Genomic DNA, 23,113 nt, shown 5'->3' on the forward strand with positions numbered 1-23,113 from the left:
GTCATAAAGATCAAGAAAACAGCAGGGCGTCAGCTGGCCCCTAATAGAATCAATGAAGAAATCACAGGTGTACCAGAAGTACGCTTAACCGGCATTGATGGTGAAGCTATTGGTGTGGTGAGCATCAGAGATGCTCAGAATTTGGCAGATGAAGCGGGTGTAGACCTAGTCGAAATTAGTCCAAACGCTGAACCTCCAGTATGTCGCATTATGGACTACGGTAAGTTCCTATTTGATAAAGCGAAAGCTCAAAAGGAACAAAAGAAGAAGCAAAAACAGGTTCAGGTTAAGGAAATCAAATTCCGTCCTGGAACTGACGAAAACGACTATCAGGTAAAACTACGCAACCTGATACGTTTTCTGGAAGACGGGGACAAAGCGAAAATTACGCTGCGTTTCCGAGGCCGCGAAATGGCTCACCAAAACCTAGGTATGGATCTATTGAACCGTATCAAAACAGATTTGGATGAGTATGCAATTGTTGAATCCTTCCCGAAAATGGAAGGCCGACAAGCCATTATGGTGCTCGCGCCTAAAAAGAAATAAGTAGGGCAACCTATAAAAGTAGCGAAGGCTATATGCCTTCGCTCGCCTTGCTTTTTATTTAACATCCCAATGCGGAGTTTTAGTAATGCCTAAAATGAAAACCGACAGAGGTGTAGCGAAGCGTTTTAAGAAAACCGCTAATGGTTTCAAGCGCAAGCAAGCCCATTTACGTCACATTCTGACCAAAAAGAGCACTAAGCGTAAGCGTCACTTACGTAACAAGTGTTTAGTTGCTAAAGTTGACGTTCCAGCAATCGCGCGTCAATTACCATACGCTTAATTTAGGAGATTAGAAAATGCCAAGAGTTAAGCGTGGTGTAACCGCACGTGCTCGTCACAAGAAAGTTTTAAAATTAGCTAAAGGTTATTATGGCGCTCGTAGCCGTACTTACCGCGTTGCTGTTCAAGCAGTAACTAAAGCTGGTCAATATGCTTACCGTGACCGTCGTCAGAAAAAACGTCAATTCCGTCAACTGTGGATTGCACGTATTAATGCTGCAGCTCGTCAAAATGGTCTGTCTTACAGCCGTTTCATCAACGGTCTGAAAAAGGCGTCTATCGAAATCGATCGTAAGATTTTGGCTGACATCGCTGTATTCGACAAAGTTGTATTCGCAACTTTAGTTGAAAAAGCAAAAGAAGCGTTAAACTAAGCAATTAGTTTGCCGCACTTAAGAGGGGACCATTCGGTCCCTTTTTTTGTTGCTGTGACCCGTCCAAAATAGCGTTGAGGCTTGCTTCAGGCGAGTCACAAAATACAGATAAAAAAATAGCAGGCTGATGCCTGCTATTTCTATTTGAATCTCGCTAAAACTAAGAACCAGATCCGATGGTTTCTGCGCGTGATTATTTTTTAGCGTCTAAGTAACGCTCAGCATCTAATGCTGCCATACAACCGGTACCCGCAGAGGTAATCGCTTGACGGTAATGTTGGTCCATAACGTCACCCGCGGCAAACACACCTTCAATGCTGGTTTGGGTCGCATTACCTTGAAGGCCGCTTTGCACCTTCAGATAACCGTTGTTCATCTCTAACTGGCCTTCGAAAATCCCAGTATTTGGGCTGTGACCAATGGCCACGAACACACCGGCAACAGCCAGATCTGTGATAGCGCCATCTTTGGTGCTCTTCATTTTCAGGCCTGTCACACCCATAGCGTCACCAACCACTTCTTCCATGGTTTGATCTAGGTGCAGGATAATGTTGCCGTTAGCTACTTTATCCATTAAACGGTCGATAAGGATTTTCTCTGAGCGGAAGGTGTCACGGCGATGAATTAAGTGCACTTCGGCGGCGATGTTACTCAAATACAGCGCTTCTTCAACGGCTGTGTTACCACCACCAATGACTGCAACTTTCTGATTGCGATAGAAGAAACCATCACAGGTCGCACAAGCCGATACGCCGCGTCCTTTGAACGCTTCTTCTGACTCCAGACCTAAGTAACGAGCTGAGGCGCCTGTCGCAATGATCAGCGCATCACAGGTGTATTCACCGTTATCGCCTTTTAGACGGAAAGGGCGCTCAGTCAGTGTGACTTCATTGATATGGTCGAAAAGGATTTCAGTATCAAACTTTTCCGCATGCTTTTGCATACGTTCCATTAATGCTGGACCCGTTAAGTCTTCTGCATCACCTGGCCAGTTTTCAACTTCAGTCGTGGTGGTTAACTGACCACCTTGCTGCATACCTGTAATCATCACAGGCTTTAAGTTTGCGCGCGCAGCATAAACTGCGGCCGTGTATCCTGCGGGACCTGAACCTAAAATCAATAGGTTACTGTGTCTGACTTGGCTCATTTTTCTCTCCGTGCCTTTAGCAAATTGCATGGATTGTAGGGAATTTACCTGTAGGGGTAAAGCGCTGTTTGGTGATTCTTTTAGATTATGCTAATCGAATCCTAAGGCAAATTGTCAGCCTGAGTTTACTAAGGCTTTGGCTTAAACCCCGCACGGGTGAAGATATTTGTGATCAGCATAAAAAATCGGCCTCAACAGAGTGAGGCCGAACAAAGCAGAGTAGGTCTGAAGGACCTAGGCTCTCATATGATTAGGCTAATAAACTTGCTGGCGCTGTGTACTCAAGATTTAATGCTTGCGCCACTTCTTTACAAACCAGTTTGCCGTGCATCACGTTCAAACCGTTCAGTAAGTGTTTGTCTTGTAGTAGGGCAGCTTTATAACCTAAGTTAGCTAACTTAAGGATATAAGGCAGAGTCGCGTTATTCAGGGCGAAGGTTGAAGTGCGGGCAACAGCACCTGGCATGTTCGCGACACAGTAATGCACTACATCATCAACGATGTAAGTTGGATCTTGGTGAGTCGTTGCATGTGAAGTTTCCACACAACCACCTTGGTCGATTGCTACGTCAACGATAGCACTACCTGGCTTCATGCGAGCGATCATGCTACGTGTCACAAGCTTAGGCGCCGCAGCACCTGGAATTAATACGCCACCAATCACGAGATCAGCTTCTAATACATGGCGCTCGATCGCATCGGCAGTTGAGTAAACAGCCTTAACTGCAGAACCAAATTGTACGTTTAAGCGACGCAGTGCATCGATGCTACGGTCAAGCACTACAACATCAGCACCCATGCCCACAGCCATTTGTGCAGCATTGGTACCAACCATACCACCGCCGATGATCACAACTTTTGCAGGCTCGACACCTGGTACACCGCCTAAAAGCATGCCACGGCCACCAGAAGATTTTTCCAGCGCCATCGCACCCGCTTGAATAGACATGCGACCAGCCACTTCTGACATTGGGGCCAGCAAAGGTAAGCCACCACGGTCATCGGTTACTGTTTCGTAAGCGATACATACGGCACCACTTTTAATTAAATCTTCAGTTTGTGGTAAATCCGGCGCTAAATGCAGATAAGTGAATAAAATCTGGTCATGACGCAGCATAGCGCGTTCGACTGCTTGAGGCTCTTTTACCTTTACGATCATCTCTGCTTTAGCAAAGACTTCAGCAGCAGTTGCTAATATTTCGGCACCTGCATCAACATAATCCTGATCTGAAAAACCAATTCCCGTGCCGGCATTCGTTTCGACAAACACTTCATGACCTTTGATGGTCAATTCGCGAACGCTTGAAGGAACCATACCGACACGATACTCGTGGTTTTTAATTTCCTTTGGTACACCAATAATCATTTTTGAGCCTCAATTGCCTGAAAAACCCACTTTTAATGGGCATAATTGTTATTTTATCGTGACCTGAACGTGATTAATTCAGGGATATCTAGTATAGTATCGGCGACGCAGTTTATGCTGCTGAACTTTAGACATACGTAGAATAAAATGTTGTTTTAGTGATAAAGCAAGGTTAAATAAATGGCATATAATAAAAAGAGTCCTGTAAAAGACTTGGATCGCATCGATCGCAACATTCTTAATGAATTACAAATTGATGGACGCATTTCAAATGTGGAACTGTCTAAAAGAGTAGGATTAAGTCCCACTCCGTGTTTAGAAAGAGTGAAACGACTCGAAAAGCAAGGATATATCAACGGCTATACCGCCTTGGTAAATCCTCATTTCTTGGGTGCATCCCTACTGGTATTCGTGGAAATCACCTTGAGCCGTGATACTCCCGAAGTATTTGATAAGTTTAATCGCGCTGTGCAACTGTTAGATGATATTCAAGAGTGTCATCTGGTTTCTGGTGACTTTGACTACTTATTGAAGACACGTGTTTCTGATATGTCAGCTTATCGCCGTTTACTCGGTGAGACGCTGCTGAAATTACCTTCAGTGTCCGATACCCGTACTTACGTGGTGATGGAAGAAGTGAAACACACGAGTCGTGTCGCGATAAACCATCTGCTCTCCGATATTTAATACCCTGAACGTTTACAATAAGGGGCCTCGGCCCCTTATTTATTCCTACGATCACCGTTTCGAACTCAAAAATGACCTTGCTTAGCCCTTAGGTTTGCCAGCTTAAGGGCGAATTTTTATCTGGTTTTTATCTTCTGTTCAGCGGGTAAATTGGTTGCATAATAGTCAGTTAATGTTGAAAACCTGTGCTTTAGGTCATTAGCGCCGATTTTTTGCCTTGTACCAGTAATTCTTAGGATAAAAACGCCCTAAGATGCTCCACATTTAGTGGGATTCTGGTATCGTTAGCCCACCTGTTTTCATTTTTATGGATTAAGTCGTTTGTCTCAAGGAAATAGTGTACGCACGCTCTCAGGCCTGCAGCGTCTGCTCGAAGGCGGACTCATCATTTGCTGTGTTTTAGCCACCTATATTTTGCTTGCCTTAACCAGTTTTAGTCCGTCGGATCCGGGCTGGAGCCAGTCTCATTTTCAAGGCGATATCAAAAACTGGACGGGTGCAGTAGGGGCGTGGATTGCCGACATTCTGCTGTACTTTTTTGGCGTCACTGCCTACATCATGCCGATTATTGTGGCCTCGACAGGTTGGCTGCTTTTCAAACGCGCCCATGATTTATTGGAAATTGACTACTTTTCAGTCGCACTGCGCATCATAGGTTTTCTGCTGCTTATCCTCGGTTTTTCGGCATTAGCCAGCATGAATGCTAATAACATCTATGAATTTTCCGCTGGCGGTGTGGCAGGGGATGTTATCGGCCAAGCCATGTTGCCGTATTTTAATAAGCTCGGCACGACCTTGTTGCTGCTGTGCTTCTTAGGCTCGGGCTTTACGCTGTTAACCGGGATCAGCTGGTTAACTGTGGTCGAGAAGGTCGGCTTTGTTTCCATTTGGTGCTTCAGAAAGCTCAAACGTCTGCCACAAGCACTTAAACGTGAGCGTGAAACCGAAGATACCCGTGGTTTTATGACGGTCGTTGATAAGTTTAAGCAGCGCCGTGATTCACAGCACCAGCTTGAAAAAGCCAGAGTGCGTGAGCCTGAAGTCGCACCGAGTCGCATCTTTACCACTCGCCCAGTGAAGGAGGAAAAGGAAGAAGTCAGCGACGAAATCATCACCGAAGCGAGTACAGGTAAGGGCAAGCTGTCGGCGCTCGCAAAAATCTTGAGCTTAAACAGCAATAAAGCCAAGGCTGAACCTAAAGGCCAACAACGAGTTGAGCCCCAATTGGATCAAGCCAGCGCCGTGGCTGAACATGGCCATTTTGAGGCGCCGCCTTGGGTGGCTAAGCCCAAAGCAGCCGAATTAGATTTAGAGGATGAAACAGAGTTCAAGGCGCACGTATTCGAAGATGACGATGGCGATGACGAACCCGTATTCCATCGTGAAACCATGCTCGATGACGAGGATGAAGACGAGTTAGGTTTTAACGATGAAGATGTCATCGATTTTGATACTAAAGCCTCAACGGGCGCGGTGACTCAGGCACAACGTCAAAAAGAAGCGCCAAAGGCGAAGATTGTCGATGGGATTGTGGTTTTACCGGGACAAGAAGATAAACCTGTTCCAGCAAAACCTATGGATCCGCTGCCAAACATCAGCTTGCTGGATGTGCCTAATCGTAAAAAGAATCCGATAAGCCCTGAGGAATTAGAGCAAGTTGCCCGCTTAGTCGAGGCCAAGCTTGCCGATTTTAACATTGTGGCCACAGTGGTGGGGGTTTATCCCGGTCCTGTGATCACCCGTTTTGAGCTGGATTTAGCCCCAGGCATTAAAGCCTCGAAGATTTCAAACCTCGCCAACGACCTAGCACGTTCACTGCTGGCCGAGCGTGTACGTGTGGTTGAGGTGATTCCGGGTAAATCCTATGTGGGTCTCGAACTGCCAAACAAGTTCCGCGAAACCGTGTACATGCGTGATGTACTCGATTGCGAAGCCTTTACCGAGAGCAAGTCGAACCTGACCATGGTGCTTGGCCAAGATATTTCCGGCGAGCCTGTGGTGGTTGATTTAGGCAAAATGCCGCACTTACTGGTTGCCGGTACCACAGGTTCGGGTAAATCGGTCGGGGTAAACGTGATGATCACCAGCTTATTGTATAAGTCTGGCCCTGAAGATGTTCGCTTTATCATGATCGACCCGAAAATGCTGGAATTGTCGGTGTATGAAGGCATCCCACATCTACTCTGTGAAGTGGTTACCGACATGAAAGAAGCGGCCAATGCGCTGCGCTGGTGTGTGGGTGAGATGGAGCGCCGCTACAAGCTAATGTCTATGATGGGCGTTCGTAACATCAAGGGCTATAACGCCAAGATTGCCGAGGCGAAAGCTAATGGCGAAGTGATTTTAGACCCCATGTGGAAGTCATCTGACAGCATGGAGCCTGAGGCGCCAGCCTTAGATAAACTGCCATCGATTGTGGTTGTCGTCGACGAATTTGCTGACATGATGATGATTGTCGGTAAAAAAGTGGAAGAGTTGATCGCCCGTATCGCTCAAAAAGCCCGTGCTGCGGGTATTCATTTAATCCTTGCGACCCAACGTCCATCGGTGGATGTGATCACGGGCTTAATTAAAGCCAACATCCCGACACGGATGGCGTTCCAAGTGTCTTCCCGTATCGACTCCCGTACGATTTTGGATCAGCAAGGCGCTGAAACCTTATTGGGTATGGGTGACATGTTGTATTTACCGCCCGGCACCGCGGTGCCAAACCGTGTCCATGGTGCCTTTATCGATGACCATGAAGTTCACCGTGTGGTGGCCGATTGGTGTGCCCGTGGTAAGCCACAATACATTGATGAGATCCTCAATGGCGTGAGTGAGGGCGAACAAGTGCTCTTGCCGGGTGAAACCGCCGAATCCGATGAAGAATACGATCCCCTTTACGATGAGGCTGTCGCCTTCGTGACCGAAACCCGCCGCGGTTCGATTTCGAGTGTGCAGCGTAAATTTAAGATTGGTTATAACCGCGCAGCACGTATTATCGAACAAATGGAAATGCAGGGCGTGGTCTCGGCGCAGGGCCATAATGGTAACCGCGAAGTGCTGGCACCGCCGGCCCCGAAACACTATTAATGTTAAGCTAGATGTCAGTTTGAACTCGCCATAATGCGGCGAGTTCAACTTTTAGTCCAAAGGATACCTATGAAAAAACTGTTGTGTGCTGTGTTGTTATCACCATTGTTATACAGCAATGCAGTATTGGCCGATGACGCAAAGCAATTACGCGAAACCTTAAACGGCACTGAGTCACTCAAGGCGGATTTCAAGCAAACCGTTACCGATATCAATAAAAAGGTTATCCAAACGGGCGCGGGTGTATTCGCGCTTGCCCATCCAAACCAGTTCTATTGGCATTTAACCGCGCCCGATGAATCCCAAATTGTCGCCGACGGTAAAGATTTATGGATTTATAATCCCTTCGCCGAAGAAGTGGTGATCATGGATTTTGCTGAAGCCATTAATGCATCGCCGATCGCCTTATTGGTTCACCGCGATGACGCCACTTGGTCACAATATAGCGTCGCCAAGAAGCAAGACTGTTATGAAATCAAACCTAAGGCCACGGATGCCGGGATCTCCTCGGTCAATGTCTGTTTTAACAAAGGCACGCTGAATAAATTCAATGTGCTCGATGATAAAGGCAACCAGAGCCAGTTTGATTTGAGCAATCAACACAGCATTAGCGCCGCGGATAAAGCGTTATTTAAGTTCGTGTTGCCAGAAAACGTTGATGTGGATGATCAACGTCTTAAAAGCCAGTAGGTTTACGCGTGAGCAGTTTATCGTTTAATTTTGCGCCTGATTTTCGTCCCTTAGCCGCGCGTATGCGGCCAAGGACGATTGCCGAGTATATAGGTCAAGCCCATTTGTTGGGGGAAGGCCAACCACTGCGCCAAGCATTAGAAGCGGGCCGAGCCCATTCGATGATGTTATGGGGACCGCCGGGCACAGGTAAAACGACACTTGCCGAACTTATCGCCCATTATTCCAATGCCCATGTTGAACGCATCTCGGCGGTCACCTCGGGGGTAAAAGACATTCGCGCCGCTATCGAGCAGGCCCAAGCCGTTGCCCAGTCTCGTGGCCAACGCACCTTGCTGTTTGTCGATGAAGTGCATCGCTTTAATAAGAGTCAGCAGGACGCCTTTTTGCCCTTCATTGAAGATGGCACTGTGATTTTTATTGGGGCGACCACTGAAAACCCTTCATTTGAAATCAATAACGCCTTGCTGTCACGGGCGCGTGTCTATCTTATCAAGCGCTTAAGCCAAGACGAGATAGTGCATATCATCACCCAAGCCTTAACGGATCCCGAACGTGGGTTAGGGCAACGCCAGTTAGTCATGCCAACGGATGTGCTCAATAAGCTGGCGCAGCTCTGTGACGGTGATGCGCGCAAGGCGCTAAACCTGCTTGAGCTGATGAGCGATATGGTGGCCGATGGCGGCAGTTTTACCACTGAGATGCTAGTTCAAGTCGCTGGCCATCAAGTGGCGGGGTTCGATAAAAATGGCGATCAGTTTTACGATTTGATTTCGGCGGTACATAAATCGATTCGTGGCTCTGCGCCCGACGCTGCGCTGTACTGGTTTTGCCGTATTTTAGAAGGCGGCGGCGATCCGCTATATGTCGCCAGACGCTTATTAGCCATAGCCTCGGAAGATGTGGGCAATGCAGACCCTAATGCCATGACAGTCGCGCTCAATGCTTGGGATTGTTTCCATCGCGTTGGGCCTGCCGAAGGTGAGCGGGCGATTGCCCAAGCGATTGTGTATTTAGCCAGTGCACCTAAGAGTAATGCCGTTTACACCGCCTTTAAAGCGGCGAGGGCGCTGGCCCGCGAAACCGGCCAAGAGGCCGTGCCCTATCATCTGCGCAATGCGCCGACCAAACTTATGGCGGAAATGGGTTTTGGCGCCGAATATCGCTATGCCCACGATGAACCCAATGCCTATGCCAGCGGCGAGAATTATTTCCCCGAATCCTTACAAGAGTCGCAATTTTATTTCCCGACCGAACGCGGATTTGAGAAGCGAATTAAGGACAAATTGGCGCAATTAGCGCAATTAGATCAAGCCAGTGGGAGAAAAAGGTATGAATAATCTCTTACTTGTGGCCTTGGGTGGTTCCATTGGTGCGGTTTTTCGCTATCTTATTTCAATATTCATGATCCAAGTATTTGGCAGCAGTTTTCCTTTTGGTACACTGTTGGTCAATGTCCTCGGTTCATTTTTAATGGGCGTCATTTACGCACTGGGACAAATGAGTCATATCAGCCCAGAACTCAAAGCCCTGATCGGCGTTGGCCTGTTAGGCGCTTTGACAACGTTTTCAACTTTCTCAAACGAAACTTTATTGCTGATGCAAGAAGGAGATTGGTTGAAGGCGGCTTTGAATGTGGTGTTGAACCTAAGTCTATGTTTGTTTATGGTTTACTTAGGCCAACAACTGGTTTTTTCTCGCATTTAACTATTAAGAATATATCACATGTTAGATCCTAAATTTTTGCGCAACGAATTAGCAGTTACCGCTGAGCGATTAGCTACCCGTGGTTTTATTTTAGATGTCGCTCATCTCACTCAATTAGAAGAAAAACGTAAGTCACTGCAAGTGGCGACTGAAGAGTTACAAGCTTCGCGTAATGCTATTTCCAAGTCCATCGGACAAGCAAAAGCCCGCGGCGAAGATGTGGATGCCATCATGGCGCAGGTTGGCGATTTAGGTGCGCAATTAGATGCGAAGAAAGTCGAGCTGGCCGCGGTACTTGAAGAAGTGAACGCGATTGCTATGTCGATGCCAAACCTGCCAGATGAGTCTGCGCCTATCGGTGCTGATGAGACTGAAAACGTCGAAATCCGTCGTTGGGGCACACCACGCAGCTTCGATTTCCCAGTTAAAGATCATATCGATTTAGGTGAAGGCCTAAACGGTTTAGATTTCAAAAGCGCAGTGAAAATCACTGGTTCACGTTTTATCGTCATGAAGGGCCAAATCGCCCGTTTAAACCGCGCATTAGGTCAGTTCATGTTAGATCTGCACACTACTGAGCACGGTTATACCGAAGCTTACGTACCATTACTGGTTAACGAAGCAAGTTTACTGGGTACTGGCCAATTACCGAAGTTTGGTGAAGACTTGTTCCACACTAAACCTGCGACCGAAGAAGGCCAAGGCTTAAGCCTGATCCCAACCGCAGAAGTGCCATTAACGAACCTAGTGCGTGACAGCATTGTCGATGAAGATGAATTGCCGATTAAGTTAACCGCGCATACCGCTTGTTTCCGCAGTGAAGCGGGCTCATACGGTAAAGATACCCGTGGTCTTATCCGTCAGCACCAATTCGATAAAGTGGAATTAGTGCAACTGGTTAAGCCCGAAGACTCAATGGCGGCGCTCGAAGCGCTAACTGGCCACGCTGAAACCGTGCTGCAACGCCTAGGTCTGCCATACCGCACAGTGATCCTGTGTACCGGTGACATGGGCTTTGGCTCAAGCAAAACCTACGATATCGAAGTGTGGTTACCAGGTCAAAACACTTACCGTGAGATCTCTTCATGTTCAAACATGAAGGACTTCCAAGCACGTCGTATGCAAGCACGTTACCGCGTTAAGGCAGATAACAAGCCTGCATTGCTGCACACCTTAAACGGCTCAGGCCTCGCGGTAGGTCGTACTTTAGTTGCGATTTTAGAGAACTATCAAAATGCCGATGGTAGCGTGACCATTCCTGAAGCACTGCGCCCATACATGGGTGGACTGACTCAGATCGGTTAATTGGCGTAACACAACACCATGGATAAAGGTCAACGTTATCTTCGTTGGCTTTCCTACACCGCTGTCATCGCCGTGTTTTGCGCTGTGATGTTGGCCACCCTAGGTAAAGCCGTCTGGGTTGTGTTAGAAAACGTGAAATAGCACGACTCAAATAAAAAGGTATATTCCAGTGGAATATACCTTTTTTGTTAGCAGAAGTGATTAAACCTTAAATACACTTGGCAGGTTTAGGCAAACCCGCAATCTTTGTTGCCTGTTTGGCAGGACCCACCGGAAAAAGGGTATAGAGGTACTTAGAGTTACCTTTATCCGGCCCTAAGGCTTGACCAATGGCTTTGACTAACACTCTGATCGCAGGGCTGGTTTTATATTCCAGATAAAAATCCCGAACAAAATTGACCACTTCCCAGTGGGCACTGGTCAGTTCAATCTGTTCTTCTTGGGCTAATAGCGGCGCCATATCCGGCTGCCAGTCGGCGATATTCTTCAAATAGCCTTGATGGTCGCGTTCAATTTCGACGCCATTAAATATAAGCGGATTTACCACGTAATCACCTTATCGTGCTGCAGAGATTGAGCGACAAACTCGTTGTAATCAATCTGACTAATGTTTTTAAGACGTTCCATTAAGCCACGGGCGATAACATCGTCTTTGAGCACCATCACCTTAAAAGGCGATAGCGCCATGGCCCATTGGCGCAGTAATAATGCGTTAACGCCATCGCTCGAGAGTAAAATCGCATCCTCTTTGCAAGCATAACGTAGGCAAAGTTTGAGGGCATTGTCTCGGCTGGGCGAGGTTTGAATATGATGTAAAATCATTAGAATACTAAGACCTCATCAACGGCTTTTAAGTGAGCCGAGATGGCTTCATCGTTTAAGATAGTCACCGAAATAGACAACAAGCCATGGCTTAAACCGTAGTCACCTAAGGACTGTTTGCAGGCGAATACTGATTCGATGTCGTACAGCGGGAGCGCTTTTAGCGCCGCGAGGTAATCTTTACCGCCGATAAGTTCGGGTTGTTGGTCTTTTAGCAGATGTAACACGCCTTCATCGACAAACACTAAACTCACTTCTTGCTCAAAACTGGCGCTTAACAGGGCAAAGTCTAAGGCTTCGCGGCCTTTAGTGGTGCCATGGGGCGCGCTTCGGAACAATATACAGATTTTTTTCATAACATTTCCGAAGCTTAAAAGCAGATCAAACGATCGGCTGATTCAATTCCCGTGACCAGTTCACCTAGTCCACCCATAATAAAAGAATGTTCCACATTCCAGTGGCTTAACCCGTTCTCCTGCGCCTCTTGCTGCGAGACTATGCCGCGTCTTAATGCCGCAGAAACACAGTTCACGAGGGAGACTTGATGCTCGGCCGCCAGTTGTTTCCAGCCTTTAACCACATCATATTCATCGGATGCGGGTAGATTAAAGTCCGTCGAGTTATACACGCCATCCTGATAGAAAAACACGCTGACAATCTCATGTCCGCTTTGCAGGGAGGCTTGGGTGAAACGTAGGGCATTCACACTTGCCGACGTGCCATAGGCTGGCCCGTTTACTTGGATAATAAATTTGCTCATCATAAAAAAAATGGCCCTAAAAGTAGGGCCATTTTAGCGTAAGTTTCCCGAAAAGGGGATTAATCATCGTTACCAATGCCAAGCAAATGCAAAATGGCAATGAACAGGTTTAAAAAGTCCAGATACAAGGAGATAGTGGCGCGGATATAGTTGGTCTCGCCGCCATTCACGATACGGCTAGTATCGAACAAGATAAAGCCGGTCATTAACAGCGCAAGACCCGCGTTAATCGCCATAAAGGCCACACTGTTACCCACGAAAATGTTAATCAGCGCAGCAGCGATCACCACAATCAATCCGGCGAACAGGAAACCACGTAGGAAAGAGAAATCTTTCTTCGTTGTGACTGCATAGGCCGAGAGTGCAATAAAGATAACCGAGGTTAATCCTAAAGCTTGCATGATAAGCTCAGAGCCATTGGTCATGCCGGCGTAGTGGTTAAGCATATAACCTAATGAGGCGCCTTCCATACCGGTAAATGCAAATACCCAGAAGATGCCCGCAGCGGAGTCGGCTTTGCGTAGGGTAACGAACAACAGCACTAAACCACCGATAGATAAACCGAGTGACATCAGAGGGCTGATATTGAGTGCCATCGCTAAGCCTGCACACAATGCCGAGAAGGCGAGGGTCATGGCCAACAATAAATAGGTATTTTTAAGAAGTTTATTCACTTCTAGGGTGGATGCACTAGCTGAGTACAAGGTTTGCTGAGTCATATCTTTCTCCATTAGCTTTTAAATCCAAACTGATCATTTTGATTTTTAACGGGGACGAGAGTTCCCATTAATATCGTAAATCCAGTAAAACTGGGTGAATACTACCGAAAACAGCGCTGGGCTTAAAGGATTCACGCCACAAATAACAAGTTGTAATGACTGATTTTTCTGCGCTACCAAACGATTCAGCCGTATTTCGTTACACCAGTGCAACACAAAGACTTTAAAACAAGCTTAATCCTGAGGTAATGAAGTAATATTACGCCAGCCATTCTCGGTGTAACTTATCGGTATCTCCTAAGTAGTCGAGCACCCAGGCGAGGGCGGGCGACATCTTATCGGCGTTCCAAGCTAGGCAGCAGGGGCTGGTTAATTTAGGATTTTCAAGCTGCTTTTCAACCAAGGCGCCCGCTTTGATAAATACGCTGGCTAAATGAACGGGCATATAGCCGATGCCTAATCCCTCTCTAAAGCAGTTAATCGCGCGGATCCAATCCGGCACCACGAGTCTGCGTTGATTCTCCAATAACCAGGTCATGCGCTTAGGAATTTCCCGCGAGGTATCTTCCAAACAAATGGAGGGGAAGGGACGCAGTTCATCATCGGTCAAGGGGCGATCAATACTGGCTAAAGGATGGTTTTTACTCACCAAAAATGCCCATTGAATATCGCCCATGTCCTTATATTGGTATACGCCCCCCACAGGGATAGCAGTGGTTGCGCCAATGGCGATATCACTGCGACCAGTCGCAAGCGCCTCCCACACGCCGTTAAAGACCTCGATGCGGATGATGAGCTCGATATCTTGGAAATGACGGTAAAAGTCGGCGATTAATACGCTAATTCTGTCGGCGCGCACTATGTTATCTAAGGCGATAGACAGCGTGGGTTGCCAGCCGTTGGCCACACGCTGGGTGCCGCGTTTCATCTCATCCATTTGAGTCAGCAAGTTTCTGGCTTGCTTAACAAAATGCTCTCCCGCGGGGGTCAAGGTCACGCTGCGGTGGTGGCGCTCAAATAACACTACACCAAGTTCTTCTTCGATTTGTTTAACGGCATAACTGACCGCAGAAGGGACCTTGTGCAGTCGATTGGCTGCCGCCGTAAAACTCCCCACCCGGGCCACGATATCAATGAGTTCTAACGCTTGTTCCGAGAGCATAGCTGACATCCATTGTGATGAAAATAATTGATAGCATCTGTCAAAAATAAACGTTTCCAATCAAATTAACAAGTATTTAGACTGCACGCCTTAAGTCTTTTGACATGATTATTTTATGAAAACGTCTAGTAATATCTTTGTAAATATGAAGTTTTTTATATTTTTATTCTATTTGGCCTTATTAAGCATGTTAGGTTTTATTGCCACTGACATGTATTTGCCTGCTTTCAAAGCAATTGAAAGTTCGTTTAATTCTACACCGTCTCAAGTGGCGATGTCGCTCACCTGTTTCTTGGCTGGTTTAGCCTTAGGGCAACTGATTTATGGCCCTTTGGTCAGTAAACTCGGCAAACGTTATGCTCTTATTCTCGGCCTCGGCATTTTTGCGCTTGCCAGTGTGGCCATCGCCAATAGCGACTCGATACTGATGCTGAACATCGCTCGCTTCTTCCAAGCCGTAGGCGCCTGTAGTGCAGGGGTCATCTGGCAAGCAATTGTGGTCGAACAGTATGATGCCGAAAAAGCGCAGGGGATTTTCAGTAACATTATGCCGTTAGTGGCATTATCACCCGCATTAGCCCCCATCCTTGGCGCTTATATTCTGAACGATTTTGGATGGCGTGCAATCTTTATCTCATTGTGTGTGATTGCCTTTTTGTTGGTATTGATGACCTTATACTTTGTGCCGAGCCACGCAGAGCATCAGGATACTAGGCCAAGCGCGGTTTCCTACGGGCAGATTTTGAAAAATACTCGTTACCTTGGCAATGTGGTGATATTTGGTGCCTGTTCGGGTGCGTTTTTCGCATATCTTACTGTGTGGCCGATTGTGATGGAGCAACACGGCTATCAGGCAACTGAGATTGGGCTGAGCTTTATTCCGCAAACCATCATGTTTATTGTGGGCGGATACGCGAGTAAGTTATTGATAAAACGCATTGGTGCCGACCGTACACTCAACGTATTACTGGCCATTTTTGGACTCTGCGTTATCTCAATTGTGTTTTTCACCTTATTAATGAAGGCGGAAACTATTTTCCCACTGCTGATTTCCTTCTCGATACTCGCAGCGGCGAACGGGGCGATTTATCCCATTGTGGTAAACAGTGCTTTGCAGCAATTCACTCAAAATGCGGCTAAGGCGGCAGGATTACAGAACTTTTTGCAAATTACCATCGCCTTTGGCGCTTCAAGTTTAGTCGCGCTCTGGGCAAGTTCAGGAGAAGTCGCCATAGGTTGGGGGATTCTGAGCTGTTCATTAGTAGTGATCTTAGGTTACCTGTTAAAAACCGAGCAAACTTGGGCTGATTTTGCCAAACACTTTACTGCGCCGGATCCTGCTCGTCTTGGGATCAATGCAGATACGAAGCAAAATCAAGCAGATTGAATGTAATACGAGCAGTTAGCGCAGAATTATCAGTTAGTGCTTTACAGTCCGTAAACTAACTTATATTATGCGCATCGTTCGGAGGGGTGGCAGAGTGGTTTAATGCACCGGTCTTGAAAACCGGCGTGGGTTTATAGCCCACCCAGGGTTCAAATCCCTGCTCCTCCGCCATATTCTACGGAAAAGCCATCAGCAATGATGGCTTTTTTGTTTTTGGAATTTCGAAAGTTGAACCTAGGGTTCCTCATGCTAACCGCAGCTCCTCCGCAATATTCCACAAATAAACCATCAGTAATCATGACATTTTGTTTTGGAGTTACGGAAGTTGAACCCTAGGGTTCCTGACCCTAAGCGTCGTTCATCCACCAGAACTCACGGAAAATCCATAACAATAATAGTTTTTTGTTTATGGAATTTGACCTTAAGGCTACTGATCCTAAGCGCAGATCCTTCACCGTATTCAAATAAAAAGGCCGCTAAAGACTTAGCGGCCTTTTTATTTCGCACTAGATTTAATTTCCCATTAGCCTTGGTTTTTCAAATAGCAAAGCAGCTTAGGTTAAGTAAGGCTAGGCTAAGTGAGCTTATGCCTGATAAGGCTTAGCGCAAAAGCTTCATAGGCAGCAACCGCTTCACTTCCCAACCATGTGCAATAAATGCAGTCGGGATCGTTCAATACAAGTCCCAGAGCGTCAATATAGTCGCTGCCGTTGACCACAAAGAACTGCTTTTTATAGGGCAACAACACCATCTGCGGTGCTTGCTTTAAAAAAGCCTGCGCCTCATCAAAACCGCTAAACCAATGATTAAGCAAGGTATCGCAGCGCCTGTTATGGAATAGGGTACCTAAGTCTTCACCAATTAACGCTTGCCCCGATAACACTCTTTGGCAGTGATTAAAATCAGTAAAACCGAGCTCTCGGGCCAAGACGGCTTGGCAATGCTTGAGTTGGATATCCAGCTGGGTTAAACCTTGCTTGTTCATCAAGGAGGCAAGTTTATCTAGCGCCACTGCATCGCCAGCTTGGCAGGCTTTAAGGCGCTTTTTAGCGAGGATTTTGACTTCGTTTAAGGCGCGTGGTACTGGGGTAATTTGTTGTATCACAAACAATTCTCCTAAGTTTTATTGGCATCTCCGCTAAGCCAAACCTAATAAATTGTCGTGTCATACATGTGATGCGAACATCGAGATATGAGTCAGAGTGATGTCATCTTCTGCGGATAGGCGTCTCTGCAACCTGGCGCCATTATTCGACTTCTTCATGCTCGAGTCAAGCTCAGCACTGCTTCGACCTTCCTTCCGCTTCATCCCCCGAATCGTTACATGCTCAGCCTTAATGTTAAAAATTTTATCACTCAATAACTAAAATCATATTGTATTACTATTAAGCTGTAGTAATATTGTAGTACTAAATAATATTCACTCTACCTGCGTAAACCGGATCGGACGCAGACAAAATGTACGGGGATGCAAATGTCGAATGTTTTAGGGGCTTACGCGTTAGGGCTTGATTACGGCTCTGATTCAGTTCGCGCGTTATTGGTGGATACCCAAACGGGCGCAGAAGTAGCAACGAATGTGGTGTACTACCCACGTTGGAAGAAGGGGCTTTTTTGCGAACCCGCGAAGAATCAATTTAGACAACATCCCCTCGATTACATCGAAAGCCTTATCGAGGTAGTGCAAGGGCTATGGGCAAAAGCCCCGAGTGGTGCCGCGCAAAGAGTCTGCGGTTTGAGTGTTGATACCACAGGCTCAACCCCGATTGCGGTCGATGAATCTGGTGTTGCTTTAGCCTTAAAACCAGAGTTTGAGAATAACCCCAATGCCATGTTTTTGCTTTGGAAAGATCACAGCGCCATCATCGAAGCCAAGCAAATTACCGCTGCGGCAAACGATTCAAGCGAAAATTACCTGAAATATGAAGGGGGAATTTACTCCTCAGAATGGTTTTGGGCCAAAGCGCTATTTGTACTACGCCATGACGCAGAAGTCAGACAAGCGGCCTATAGCTGGGTCGAGCACTGTGATTGGATCACCGCATTAATGACGGGCACTTCACATCCAAAGGTCTTTAAAGCAGGGCGTTGCGCCGCTGGTCACAAAGTGATGTGGCACGAGTCATGGAATGGTTATCCGCCGAATGACTTTTTCGTTGGCATCGACCCCTTACTCGATGGCTTGAGAGACAAGTTACCGCTAGAAACCTGCACATCTGACAAGGTTTGCGGCCAGCTAACCCCTGAGTGGGCACAGCATTTAGGGCTATCGACCGAGGTTATCGTGTCTTTTGGCTCATTCGACTGCCACGCAGGTGCGGTGGGGGCCAATGTTAAGCCCGGCGTCTTAACCAAGGTAATGGGAACCTCTACCTGCGATATCACGGTCGCCAGTTATGAAGATATAGGTGAGCGTTGTATCAAAGGCATTTGTGGTCAAGTCGATGGCTCAGTATTGCCCGGCATGATAGGGCTAGAAGCGGGTCAGTCTGCCTTTGGCGATCTCTACGCTTGGTTTAGGGATCTCACAGCATGGCCGATGCAACAGCTTGACACTTCAGTCTTATTTGATGAAAACATCAAAGCCAAACTCATTCAGCAACTCGAATCTGAAACTCTGACAATGTTAGGCAATGCGGCCGCGAAAATCCCCGTTGGCGAGACGGGCATTGTCGCACTGGATTGGATTAACGGACGTCGCACCCCCGATGCCGACCAATCTGTTGCCATGGCGATCACAGGCTTAACCATGGGTAGCCAAGCTCCGCAAGTCTTCAAAGCCCTAGTGGAAGCCAGCGCCTATGGCGCACGGGCCATTATCGAGCGCTTCAAACAGGAAGGCGTTTGCATTGACCATGTGGTCACCATCGGTGGGATCTCAAAAAAATCCGACTTCATTATGCAAACCTGCGCCGATGTGTGGAATTGCAACATCGACGTACTCGAGAGCGAGCAAAGCTGCGCATTGGGCGCCGCCATTTATGCCGCAACCGCAGCCGGGGTTTATCCCGATGTGCTAAGTGCCCAGGCAGCCATGGCCTCGAACGTTGCGAAAACCTATCAACCAAATCCAGAAAACGCTGAGAAATATCAAGCGCTTTACCAAGGGTACTTAGCCCTTGGCCACTATGTTGATGGAGCGAAATAAGATGTCTTTTTTAGAGCTAAAACGCGAAGTATACGAAGCCAACATGGAGCTTGAGAAGCGCAAACTGGTGACTTACACCTTTGGCAACGTTTCACAAATTGATCGCCAACTCGGCGTCATTGGTATCAAGCCCAGCGGCGTGCCCTATGAAGATTTGAAGGTTGAAGACATTGTGATTGTTGACCTTGAGAATCAAATCGTAGAAGGGCGCATGCGTCCTTCATCCGATACCAAGACACACACCTATTTGTATCGCCAGTGGCAGAGTATTGGTGGCATTACCCATACCCACTCGACCTACGCCACTGCCTGGGCGCAGGCACAGATTGCGATTCCCTGTTTAGGTACAACACAGGCCGATTATGTGTACGGTGAAATCCCATGCACAGCGGTGATGCGCAACGATCAGATCAGCCGCGACTACGAAGAAGAAACCGGCGTGCAGATCCTCGATTGCTTCGCCGACCGAGATCCTAACGAGTCGCCCATGGTAATCGTTGCAGGTCATGCACCGTTCACTTGGGGCGCGAATGCGGCTAAATCCGTATATCACGCCGTGTTGCTCGAAGAAATCGCTCGGATGGCGTATCTCACCAAAACATTATCACCAGGTATCAGTCAGTTAAAACAAGAGCTTATTGATAAGCACTATTTGCGTAAGCATGGAAAAGACGCTTATTACGGCCAAAGCAAGTAATTGCCAGTCGGGTCTCATTTCAAACTAGAGAGAGTAATATGAAAGCCTTCAAACAAAAACAAGTGTGGTTTATCACGGGTTCGCAGGATTTATACGGCCCAAAAGTATTAGAGCAAGTCGCTAAAAACAGTGAGCAAATTGTTCATGGCTTTAATGAATCATCCGCCATTTCCATCGAAGTGGTGTATAAGCCAACCGTAAAATCCCCACGGGAAATTCACGCCGTATGCCAAGCGGCCAACAGCGATGAAAACTGTGTTGGCGTTATTCTGTGGATGCACACTTTCTCTCCAGCCAAGATGTGGATTGCTGGCCTTAATGAATTAAGCAAGCCATTCATGCACTTACACACGCAGTTCAATGCTGAGCTCCCTTGGAGCGAAATCAACATGAACTACATGAACACCCACCAAAGTGCTCACGGTTGCCGCGAATTTGGTTTTATCGGCACTCGTATGCGTAAAGAGCGCAAAGTGGTTGTGGGTCACTGGCAATCGAGCGATGTACAGGCTCAAATCGATGATTGGTGCCGCGCAGCGGCAGGTTGGCACGAGAGCCAAAACCTGCGTATCGCCCGCTTTGGCGACAACATGCGTCAAGTGGCCGTAACCGAAGGTGACAAAGTTGCCGCACAAATTCAATTCGGTTATGAAGTGCACGCCTACAGCTTAGGTGAACTCAATGAGGCGATTGCAGACATTGCCGAAGGCGATGTAACCGCACAACTCGACCGTTACGCCAGCGAATACCAAGTAGGTAACGAGCTATTTGGCGATGAATACCAATTAGACCGTTTAAGAAAAGAAGCCAAGATTGAACTCGGCTTAACCCAATTCTTAACCCAAGGTGGATTTGGTGCCTTTACCAACTGCTTCGAAAACCTCACTGGCATGACAGGATTACCCGGACTGGCTACTCAACGTCTGATGGCGAACGGTTTCGGTTACGGCGGCGAAGGTGACTGGAAAACGGCTGCCATGGTGCGCATCATGAAAGTGATGGGCCAAGGCCGTGCCGGTGGTACTTCATTTATGGAAGACTACACCTATAACTTTGGCGCGACTGACCAAGTTCTTGGCGCCCACATGCTAGAAGTGTGCCCATCGATTGCTGCTGCAAAACCGCGTTTAGAAGTTCACCGCCACACCATTGGTGTGCGTTGTGACGTGCCACGTCTGTTATTCACTGGTAAAGCGGGCCCAGCAATCAACGTATCGACTATCGATTTAGGCAACCGTTTCCGTATCATTCTTAATGAATTAGATACAGTGACACCACCACAGGATCTGCCAAATCTGCCTGTCGCGTCTGCGCTGTGGGAGCCTCGTCCGAATTTAGCGGTTGCCGCCGCAGCTTGGATCCACGCCGGTGGTGCTCACCACTCAGCTTACAGCCAAGCTATCACGACGGATCAGATTGTCGACTTTGCTGAAATGGCCGGTGCTGAACTGGTTATCATCGATGCCGACACTAAGATCCGCGAGTTTAAGAATGAGCTTCGCCAAAATTCCGTTTATTACGGTTTAGCAAGAGGTTTATAATTCTCGCGCAGCAATAAAGCCGCCTTCGGGCGGCTTTCATTTTTCTGGCACCATTCATTTCATAGGGTTAACACAGATGTATACAGAATTTGACGGCATTATCTTCGATATGGATGGCACCTTAGTCGACAGCGGTCAGTTGCATGAGCAGGCATGGCGACAAACCTTGAATCACTTTGGGATCCCGGTAGAGCCTGCACTGATGCGCTCCTTAGCAGGGGTGCCGACTATTGGTACCTTAGAGATCCTAATCGCCCATTTTGGCGTCACGCCTACGGCCAGTTGCGAGGCCATGAACGAGTATAAAGAAGCCCTAGTGCGCGACACTATGCATTTATATGTGAAACCGACGGCATTAGCCGAATTTGCCAAGCAGAATCAGGGCAAACGCCCAATGGCGGTCGGCACAGGTGCCTACACAGAGGAAGCCATTCAAATCTTAACCCTGTGTGGATTACTGGAATTAGTCGATTATGTGGTGGGTGCCGATCAGGTCGCGTCACCTAAACCCGCGCCAGACACCTTTTTACGCTGCGCCGAACTGATGGGCATAGCGCCCGAGCGCTGTATCGTATTTGAAGATGCAAAGGCGGGCATCCAAGCCGCCGAAGCTGCGGGGATGTTTGTGGTCGATGTGCATGCCGAATTACAGATTGAAAATGACTATTTCCTAGGCACTCGGTAGCCGTTGCGAGCTTGTCCAATCACTGGCTAAAACGCAAAATTAGGCTTTACAATGTAAAAGTTTGGGGTAAGGTAGGGACAGTAAGTTTAAGGAAATTCCCATAAATTCTTAGCGTTAACAAAATTTTTATTACCTTTATCAGGAAAGGTAGTATCATAACATTTGTTTATCAGCGTTAAGCACCTTATCCAGTTGATTGGATTGAGCACAGAGATAGAGAGTTAAAGAGGGCACTATGGCAAATCAGGCAAATAACCGTCCGCAGAATATCCATAACTGGGTGGCAAGCGAATTAGGTTCTCGCATTGTGGGCGGCTTTTATGCGCCAGGTGAATATATCCCTAACGAAAATGCTATCTGTGAAGAGCTGGAAGTGTCACGCACCTCCTTAAGGGAAGCCTTTAAGGTACTCACGGCAAAGGGGCTTATTGAATCTCGCCCTAAACTTGGCACTCGTATTCGTGAGCGTCGCCACTGGAATATGTTTGATCCGGTGATCTTAAACTGGTTTTCCCAATCTAAGCCTTCGCCCGAGTTTTACACTTCTCTCTATGAAATCCGTGAAGTGTTTGAACCCGCAGCGGCGGAACTGGCGGCGAAAAAACGCACCCCTGAGCAGCTTGAGGTGATTGCGGCAGCCTATGCAAAGATGGAAGCGGCCGAATTAGGTACGGATGAAGTCTATACCTCGGATATCGATTTCCACATGGCGATTTTAGATGCGACCAATAACGAGTTTATGGTATCCCTCGGCGTGTCGATCCAATCTGCGCTGCTCGAAATCTTTAGACTCAGTAGCACAATTCAGGATGACTTTATCCAATCACTCCCAGGGCATAAGGCCATTTATACTGCGATTGCCGCAGGGGACAGTGAAGGCGCGAAAGCCGAAATGAATAAATTACTCTCGACGTCTCAAGATACTGTGCATAAAAATATCGAGCGAAAATAACAAAGTATCTAGCATAAGTAACGAGTTACTTATCTTTAACGTCCCTCGATCAATAAAAAAGGTG

At 47.4% G+C, this 23,113-nt stretch carries 25 protein-coding genes and 1 tRNA gene; 17 read left to right on the plus strand and 9 right to left on the minus strand.

Features of this window, described 5'->3' with window-relative positions; genetic code table 11:
• Nucleotides 1-3 precede the first annotated feature (3 nt).
• From infC to rplT, 3 genes are all read left to right on the plus strand, one after another.
• Complete coding sequence (gene infC, locus SHEWANA3_RS10760) at nucleotides 4-546, plus strand: translation initiation factor IF-3 (protein WP_084294816.1); 543 nt, start codon at nucleotides 4-6, stop codon at nucleotides 544-546.
• 85 nt (nucleotides 547-631) lie between these two features.
• Complete coding sequence (gene rpmI / locus SHEWANA3_RS10765) at nucleotides 632-826, plus strand: 50S ribosomal protein L35 (RefSeq protein ID WP_011072303.1); 195 nt, start codon at nucleotides 632-634, stop codon at nucleotides 824-826.
• A 16-nt stretch (nucleotides 827-842) separates the two neighbouring features.
• Complete coding sequence (rplT, locus tag SHEWANA3_RS10770; RefSeq protein ID WP_006081652.1) at nucleotides 843-1,199, plus strand: 50S ribosomal protein L20; 357 nt, start codon at nucleotides 843-845, stop codon at nucleotides 1,197-1,199.
• Nucleotides 1,200-1,392: 193 nt separating this feature from the next.
• Here rplT and trxB read toward each other — a convergent pair whose 3' ends face one another.
• Both trxB and ald read right to left on the minus strand, forming a co-directional pair.
• Nucleotides 1,393-2,346, minus strand: coding sequence for a thioredoxin-disulfide reductase (gene trxB, locus SHEWANA3_RS10775; RefSeq protein ID WP_011717030.1), 954 nt, complete (start codon nucleotides 2,344-2,346; stop codon nucleotides 1,393-1,395).
• A 250-nt stretch (nucleotides 2,347-2,596) separates the two neighbouring features.
• Nucleotides 2,597-3,712 (minus strand): alanine dehydrogenase, encoded by a 1,116-nt coding sequence (gene ald, locus SHEWANA3_RS10780; RefSeq protein ID WP_011717031.1) that lies wholly within the window; start codon nucleotides 3,710-3,712, stop codon nucleotides 2,597-2,599.
• A gap of 180 nt (nucleotides 3,713-3,892) precedes the next feature.
• On the opposite strand from ald, the gene lrp reads away from it, so the two are divergent.
• The 7 genes from lrp to SHEWANA3_RS23905 all read left to right on the plus strand — a co-directional run bounded on the left by lrp (nucleotide 3,893) and on the right by SHEWANA3_RS23905 (nucleotide 11,317).
• A complete protein-coding gene (gene lrp / locus SHEWANA3_RS10785; RefSeq protein ID WP_007647640.1) occupies nucleotides 3,893-4,399 on the plus strand; it encodes a leucine-responsive transcriptional regulator Lrp in 507 nt (168 codons plus the stop codon).
• A 321-nt stretch (nucleotides 4,400-4,720) separates the two neighbouring features.
• Nucleotides 4,721-7,474 carry a DNA translocase FtsK 4TM domain-containing protein gene (locus SHEWANA3_RS10790; RefSeq protein ID WP_011717032.1) on the plus strand — a complete coding sequence of 918 codons (2,754 nt, stop codon included), beginning with the start codon at nucleotides 4,721-4,723 and terminating at the stop codon, nucleotides 7,472-7,474.
• A 69-nt stretch (nucleotides 7,475-7,543) separates the two neighbouring features.
• On the plus strand, nucleotides 7,544-8,164 hold the full coding sequence (lolA, locus tag SHEWANA3_RS10795) for an outer membrane lipoprotein chaperone LolA (protein ID WP_011717033.1): 621 nt from the start codon (nucleotides 7,544-7,546) through the stop codon (nucleotides 8,162-8,164).
• 8 nt (nucleotides 8,165-8,172) lie between these two features.
• Nucleotides 8,173-9,504 carry a replication-associated recombination protein A gene (locus tag SHEWANA3_RS10800; protein WP_011717034.1) on the plus strand — a complete coding sequence of 444 codons (1,332 nt, stop codon included), beginning with the start codon at nucleotides 8,173-8,175 and terminating at the stop codon, nucleotides 9,502-9,504.
• Nucleotides 9,497-9,871, plus strand: a complete 375-nt coding sequence (gene crcB, locus SHEWANA3_RS10805) for a fluoride efflux transporter CrcB (RefSeq protein ID WP_011622732.1) — start codon at nucleotides 9,497-9,499, stop codon at nucleotides 9,869-9,871. The genes SHEWANA3_RS10800 and crcB overlap by 8 nt, the downstream gene beginning before the upstream one ends.
• An 18-nt stretch (nucleotides 9,872-9,889) precedes the next feature.
• On the plus strand, nucleotides 9,890-11,176 hold the full coding sequence (serS, locus tag SHEWANA3_RS10810) for a serine--tRNA ligase (protein WP_011622733.1): 1,287 nt from the start codon (nucleotides 9,890-9,892) through the stop codon (nucleotides 11,174-11,176).
• An 18-nt stretch (nucleotides 11,177-11,194) separates the two neighbouring features.
• Nucleotides 11,195-11,317: a hypothetical protein gene (locus SHEWANA3_RS23905; protein ID WP_011622734.1), complete on the plus strand. Its 123-nt coding sequence runs from the start codon at nucleotides 11,195-11,197 to the stop codon at nucleotides 11,315-11,317.
• A gap of 67 nt (nucleotides 11,318-11,384) precedes the next feature.
• Here the strand turns inward: SHEWANA3_RS23905 and SHEWANA3_RS10820 are convergent, their stop codons facing one another.
• The 6 genes from SHEWANA3_RS10820 to punR form a co-directional block, all read right to left on the minus strand.
• Entirely contained in the window at nucleotides 11,385-11,723 is a 339-nt protein-coding gene (locus SHEWANA3_RS10820) for a TusE/DsrC/DsvC family sulfur relay protein (RefSeq protein WP_011717035.1), read from the minus strand.
• Nucleotides 11,717-11,998 (minus strand): sulfurtransferase complex subunit TusB, encoded by a 282-nt coding sequence (gene tusB / locus SHEWANA3_RS10825; protein WP_011717036.1) that lies wholly within the window; start codon nucleotides 11,996-11,998, stop codon nucleotides 11,717-11,719. Before tusB ends, SHEWANA3_RS10820 begins: the two co-directional genes overlap by 7 nt.
• Nucleotides 11,998-12,354: a sulfurtransferase complex subunit TusC gene (gene tusC / locus SHEWANA3_RS10830; protein WP_011717037.1), complete on the minus strand. Its 357-nt coding sequence runs from the start codon at nucleotides 12,352-12,354 to the stop codon at nucleotides 11,998-12,000. Before tusC ends, tusB begins: the two co-directional genes overlap by 1 nt.
• A gap of 14 nt (nucleotides 12,355-12,368) precedes the next feature.
• The gene (gene tusD / locus SHEWANA3_RS10835) at nucleotides 12,369-12,758 is read right to left on the minus strand and encodes a sulfurtransferase complex subunit TusD (RefSeq protein WP_041413025.1); all 390 of its coding nucleotides are present in this window, start codon (nucleotides 12,756-12,758) and stop codon (nucleotides 12,369-12,371) included.
• Between the two features lie 59 nt (nucleotides 12,759-12,817).
• Nucleotides 12,818-13,477 carry a Bax inhibitor-1/YccA family protein gene (locus SHEWANA3_RS10840; protein ID WP_011717039.1) on the minus strand — a complete coding sequence of 220 codons (660 nt, stop codon included), beginning with the start codon at nucleotides 13,475-13,477 and terminating at the stop codon, nucleotides 12,818-12,820.
• Between the two features lie 259 nt (nucleotides 13,478-13,736).
• Nucleotides 13,737-14,639, minus strand: a complete 903-nt coding sequence (punR, locus tag SHEWANA3_RS10845; RefSeq protein WP_041412630.1) for a DNA-binding transcriptional activator PunR — start codon at nucleotides 14,637-14,639, stop codon at nucleotides 13,737-13,739.
• A 115-nt stretch (nucleotides 14,640-14,754) separates the two neighbouring features.
• Between punR and punC the strand changes: the two genes are divergently transcribed.
• Complete coding sequence (gene punC / locus SHEWANA3_RS10850; RefSeq protein WP_011717040.1) at nucleotides 14,755-16,026, plus strand: purine nucleoside transporter PunC; 1,272 nt, start codon at nucleotides 14,755-14,757, stop codon at nucleotides 16,024-16,026.
• A gap of 80 nt (nucleotides 16,027-16,106) precedes the next feature.
• Nucleotides 16,107-16,197, plus strand: a tRNA-Ser gene (locus SHEWANA3_RS10855).
• A gap of 403 nt (nucleotides 16,198-16,600) precedes the next feature.
• On the opposite strand, the gene SHEWANA3_RS10860 is transcribed toward SHEWANA3_RS10855, so the two are convergent.
• On the minus strand, nucleotides 16,601-17,131 hold the full coding sequence (locus SHEWANA3_RS10860) for a hypothetical protein (RefSeq protein ID WP_011717041.1): 531 nt from the start codon (nucleotides 17,129-17,131) through the stop codon (nucleotides 16,601-16,603).
• 369 nt (nucleotides 17,132-17,500) lie between these two features.
• Between SHEWANA3_RS10860 and SHEWANA3_RS10865 the strand changes: the two genes are divergently transcribed.
• The 5 genes from SHEWANA3_RS10865 to SHEWANA3_RS10885 all read left to right on the plus strand — a co-directional run bounded on the left by SHEWANA3_RS10865 (nucleotide 17,501) and on the right by SHEWANA3_RS10885 (nucleotide 23,049).
• Nucleotides 17,501-19,174 (plus strand): ribulokinase, encoded by a 1,674-nt coding sequence (locus tag SHEWANA3_RS10865; protein ID WP_011717042.1) that lies wholly within the window; start codon nucleotides 17,501-17,503, stop codon nucleotides 19,172-19,174.
• 1 nt (nucleotide 19,175) lies between these two features.
• Nucleotides 19,176-19,871, plus strand: a complete 696-nt coding sequence (locus tag SHEWANA3_RS10870) for an L-ribulose-5-phosphate 4-epimerase (protein WP_011626173.1) — start codon at nucleotides 19,176-19,178, stop codon at nucleotides 19,869-19,871.
• A gap of 38 nt (nucleotides 19,872-19,909) precedes the next feature.
• Nucleotides 19,910-21,412: an L-arabinose isomerase gene (gene araA, locus SHEWANA3_RS10875; protein ID WP_011717043.1), complete on the plus strand. Its 1,503-nt coding sequence runs from the start codon at nucleotides 19,910-19,912 to the stop codon at nucleotides 21,410-21,412.
• Between the two features lie 76 nt (nucleotides 21,413-21,488).
• Nucleotides 21,489-22,097 (plus strand): beta-phosphoglucomutase family hydrolase, encoded by a 609-nt coding sequence (locus tag SHEWANA3_RS10880; RefSeq protein WP_011717044.1) that lies wholly within the window; start codon nucleotides 21,489-21,491, stop codon nucleotides 22,095-22,097.
• Nucleotides 22,098-22,332: 235 nt separating this feature from the next.
• Complete coding sequence (locus SHEWANA3_RS10885; RefSeq protein ID WP_011622747.1) at nucleotides 22,333-23,049, plus strand: FadR/GntR family transcriptional regulator; 717 nt, start codon at nucleotides 22,333-22,335, stop codon at nucleotides 23,047-23,049.
• The last annotated feature ends 64 nt before the right edge of the window (nucleotides 23,050-23,113 follow it).

The sequence above is a fragment of the Shewanella sp. ANA-3 genome (assembly GCF_000203935.1).
Classification (GTDB): domain Bacteria; phylum Pseudomonadota; class Gammaproteobacteria; order Enterobacterales; family Shewanellaceae; genus Shewanella.

What these genes read in the sequence shown, in the direction of transcription:
- rplT (WP_006081652.1), top strand. Translation starts at nt 843, where the DNA reads ATGCCAAGAGTTAAGCGTGGTGTAACCGCACGTGCTCGTCACAAGAAA.
- SHEWANA3_RS10840 (WP_011717039.1), bottom strand. Translation starts at nt 13,477, where the DNA reads ATGACTCAGCAAACCTTGTACTCAGCTAGTGCATCCACCCTAGAAGTG.
- punR (WP_041412630.1), bottom strand. Translation starts at nt 14,639, where the DNA reads ATGCTCTCGGAACAAGCGTTAGAACTCATTGATATCGTGGCCCGGGTG.
- SHEWANA3_RS10880 (WP_011717044.1), top strand. Translation starts at nt 21,489, where the DNA reads ATGTATACAGAATTTGACGGCATTATCTTCGATATGGATGGCACCTTA.
- punC (WP_011717040.1), top strand. Translation starts at nt 14,755, where the DNA reads ATGAAAACGTCTAGTAATATCTTTGTAAATATGAAGTTTTTTATATTT.
- SHEWANA3_RS23905 (WP_011622734.1), top strand. Translation starts at nt 11,195, where the DNA reads ATGGATAAAGGTCAACGTTATCTTCGTTGGCTTTCCTACACCGCTGTC.
- trxB (WP_011717030.1), bottom strand. Translation starts at nt 2,346, where the DNA reads ATGAGCCAAGTCAGACACAGTAACCTATTGATTTTAGGTTCAGGTCCC.
- araA (WP_011717043.1), top strand. Translation starts at nt 19,910, where the DNA reads ATGAAAGCCTTCAAACAAAAACAAGTGTGGTTTATCACGGGTTCGCAG.
- rpmI (WP_011072303.1), top strand. Translation starts at nt 632, where the DNA reads ATGCCTAAAATGAAAACCGACAGAGGTGTAGCGAAGCGTTTTAAGAAA.
- crcB (WP_011622732.1), top strand. Translation starts at nt 9,497, where the DNA reads ATGAATAATCTCTTACTTGTGGCCTTGGGTGGTTCCATTGGTGCGGTT.
- lrp (WP_007647640.1), top strand. Translation starts at nt 3,893, where the DNA reads ATGGCATATAATAAAAAGAGTCCTGTAAAAGACTTGGATCGCATCGAT.
- ald (WP_011717031.1), bottom strand. Translation starts at nt 3,712, where the DNA reads ATGATTATTGGTGTACCAAAGGAAATTAAAAACCACGAGTATCGTGTC.
- serS (WP_011622733.1), top strand. Translation starts at nt 9,890, where the DNA reads ATGTTAGATCCTAAATTTTTGCGCAACGAATTAGCAGTTACCGCTGAG.
- SHEWANA3_RS10865 (WP_011717042.1), top strand. Translation starts at nt 17,501, where the DNA reads ATGTCGAATGTTTTAGGGGCTTACGCGTTAGGGCTTGATTACGGCTCT.
- tusC (WP_011717037.1), bottom strand. Translation starts at nt 12,354, where the DNA reads ATGAAAAAAATCTGTATATTGTTCCGAAGCGCGCCCCATGGCACCACT.
- tusB (WP_011717036.1), bottom strand. Translation starts at nt 11,998, where the DNA reads ATGATTTTACATCATATTCAAACCTCGCCCAGCCGAGACAATGCCCTC.
- tusD (WP_041413025.1), bottom strand. Translation starts at nt 12,758, where the DNA reads ATGAGCAAATTTATTATCCAAGTAAACGGGCCAGCCTATGGCACGTCG.
- SHEWANA3_RS10870 (WP_011626173.1), top strand. Translation starts at nt 19,176, where the DNA reads ATGTCTTTTTTAGAGCTAAAACGCGAAGTATACGAAGCCAACATGGAG.
- SHEWANA3_RS10885 (WP_011622747.1), top strand. Translation starts at nt 22,333, where the DNA reads ATGGCAAATCAGGCAAATAACCGTCCGCAGAATATCCATAACTGGGTG.
- lolA (WP_011717033.1), top strand. Translation starts at nt 7,544, where the DNA reads ATGAAAAAACTGTTGTGTGCTGTGTTGTTATCACCATTGTTATACAGC.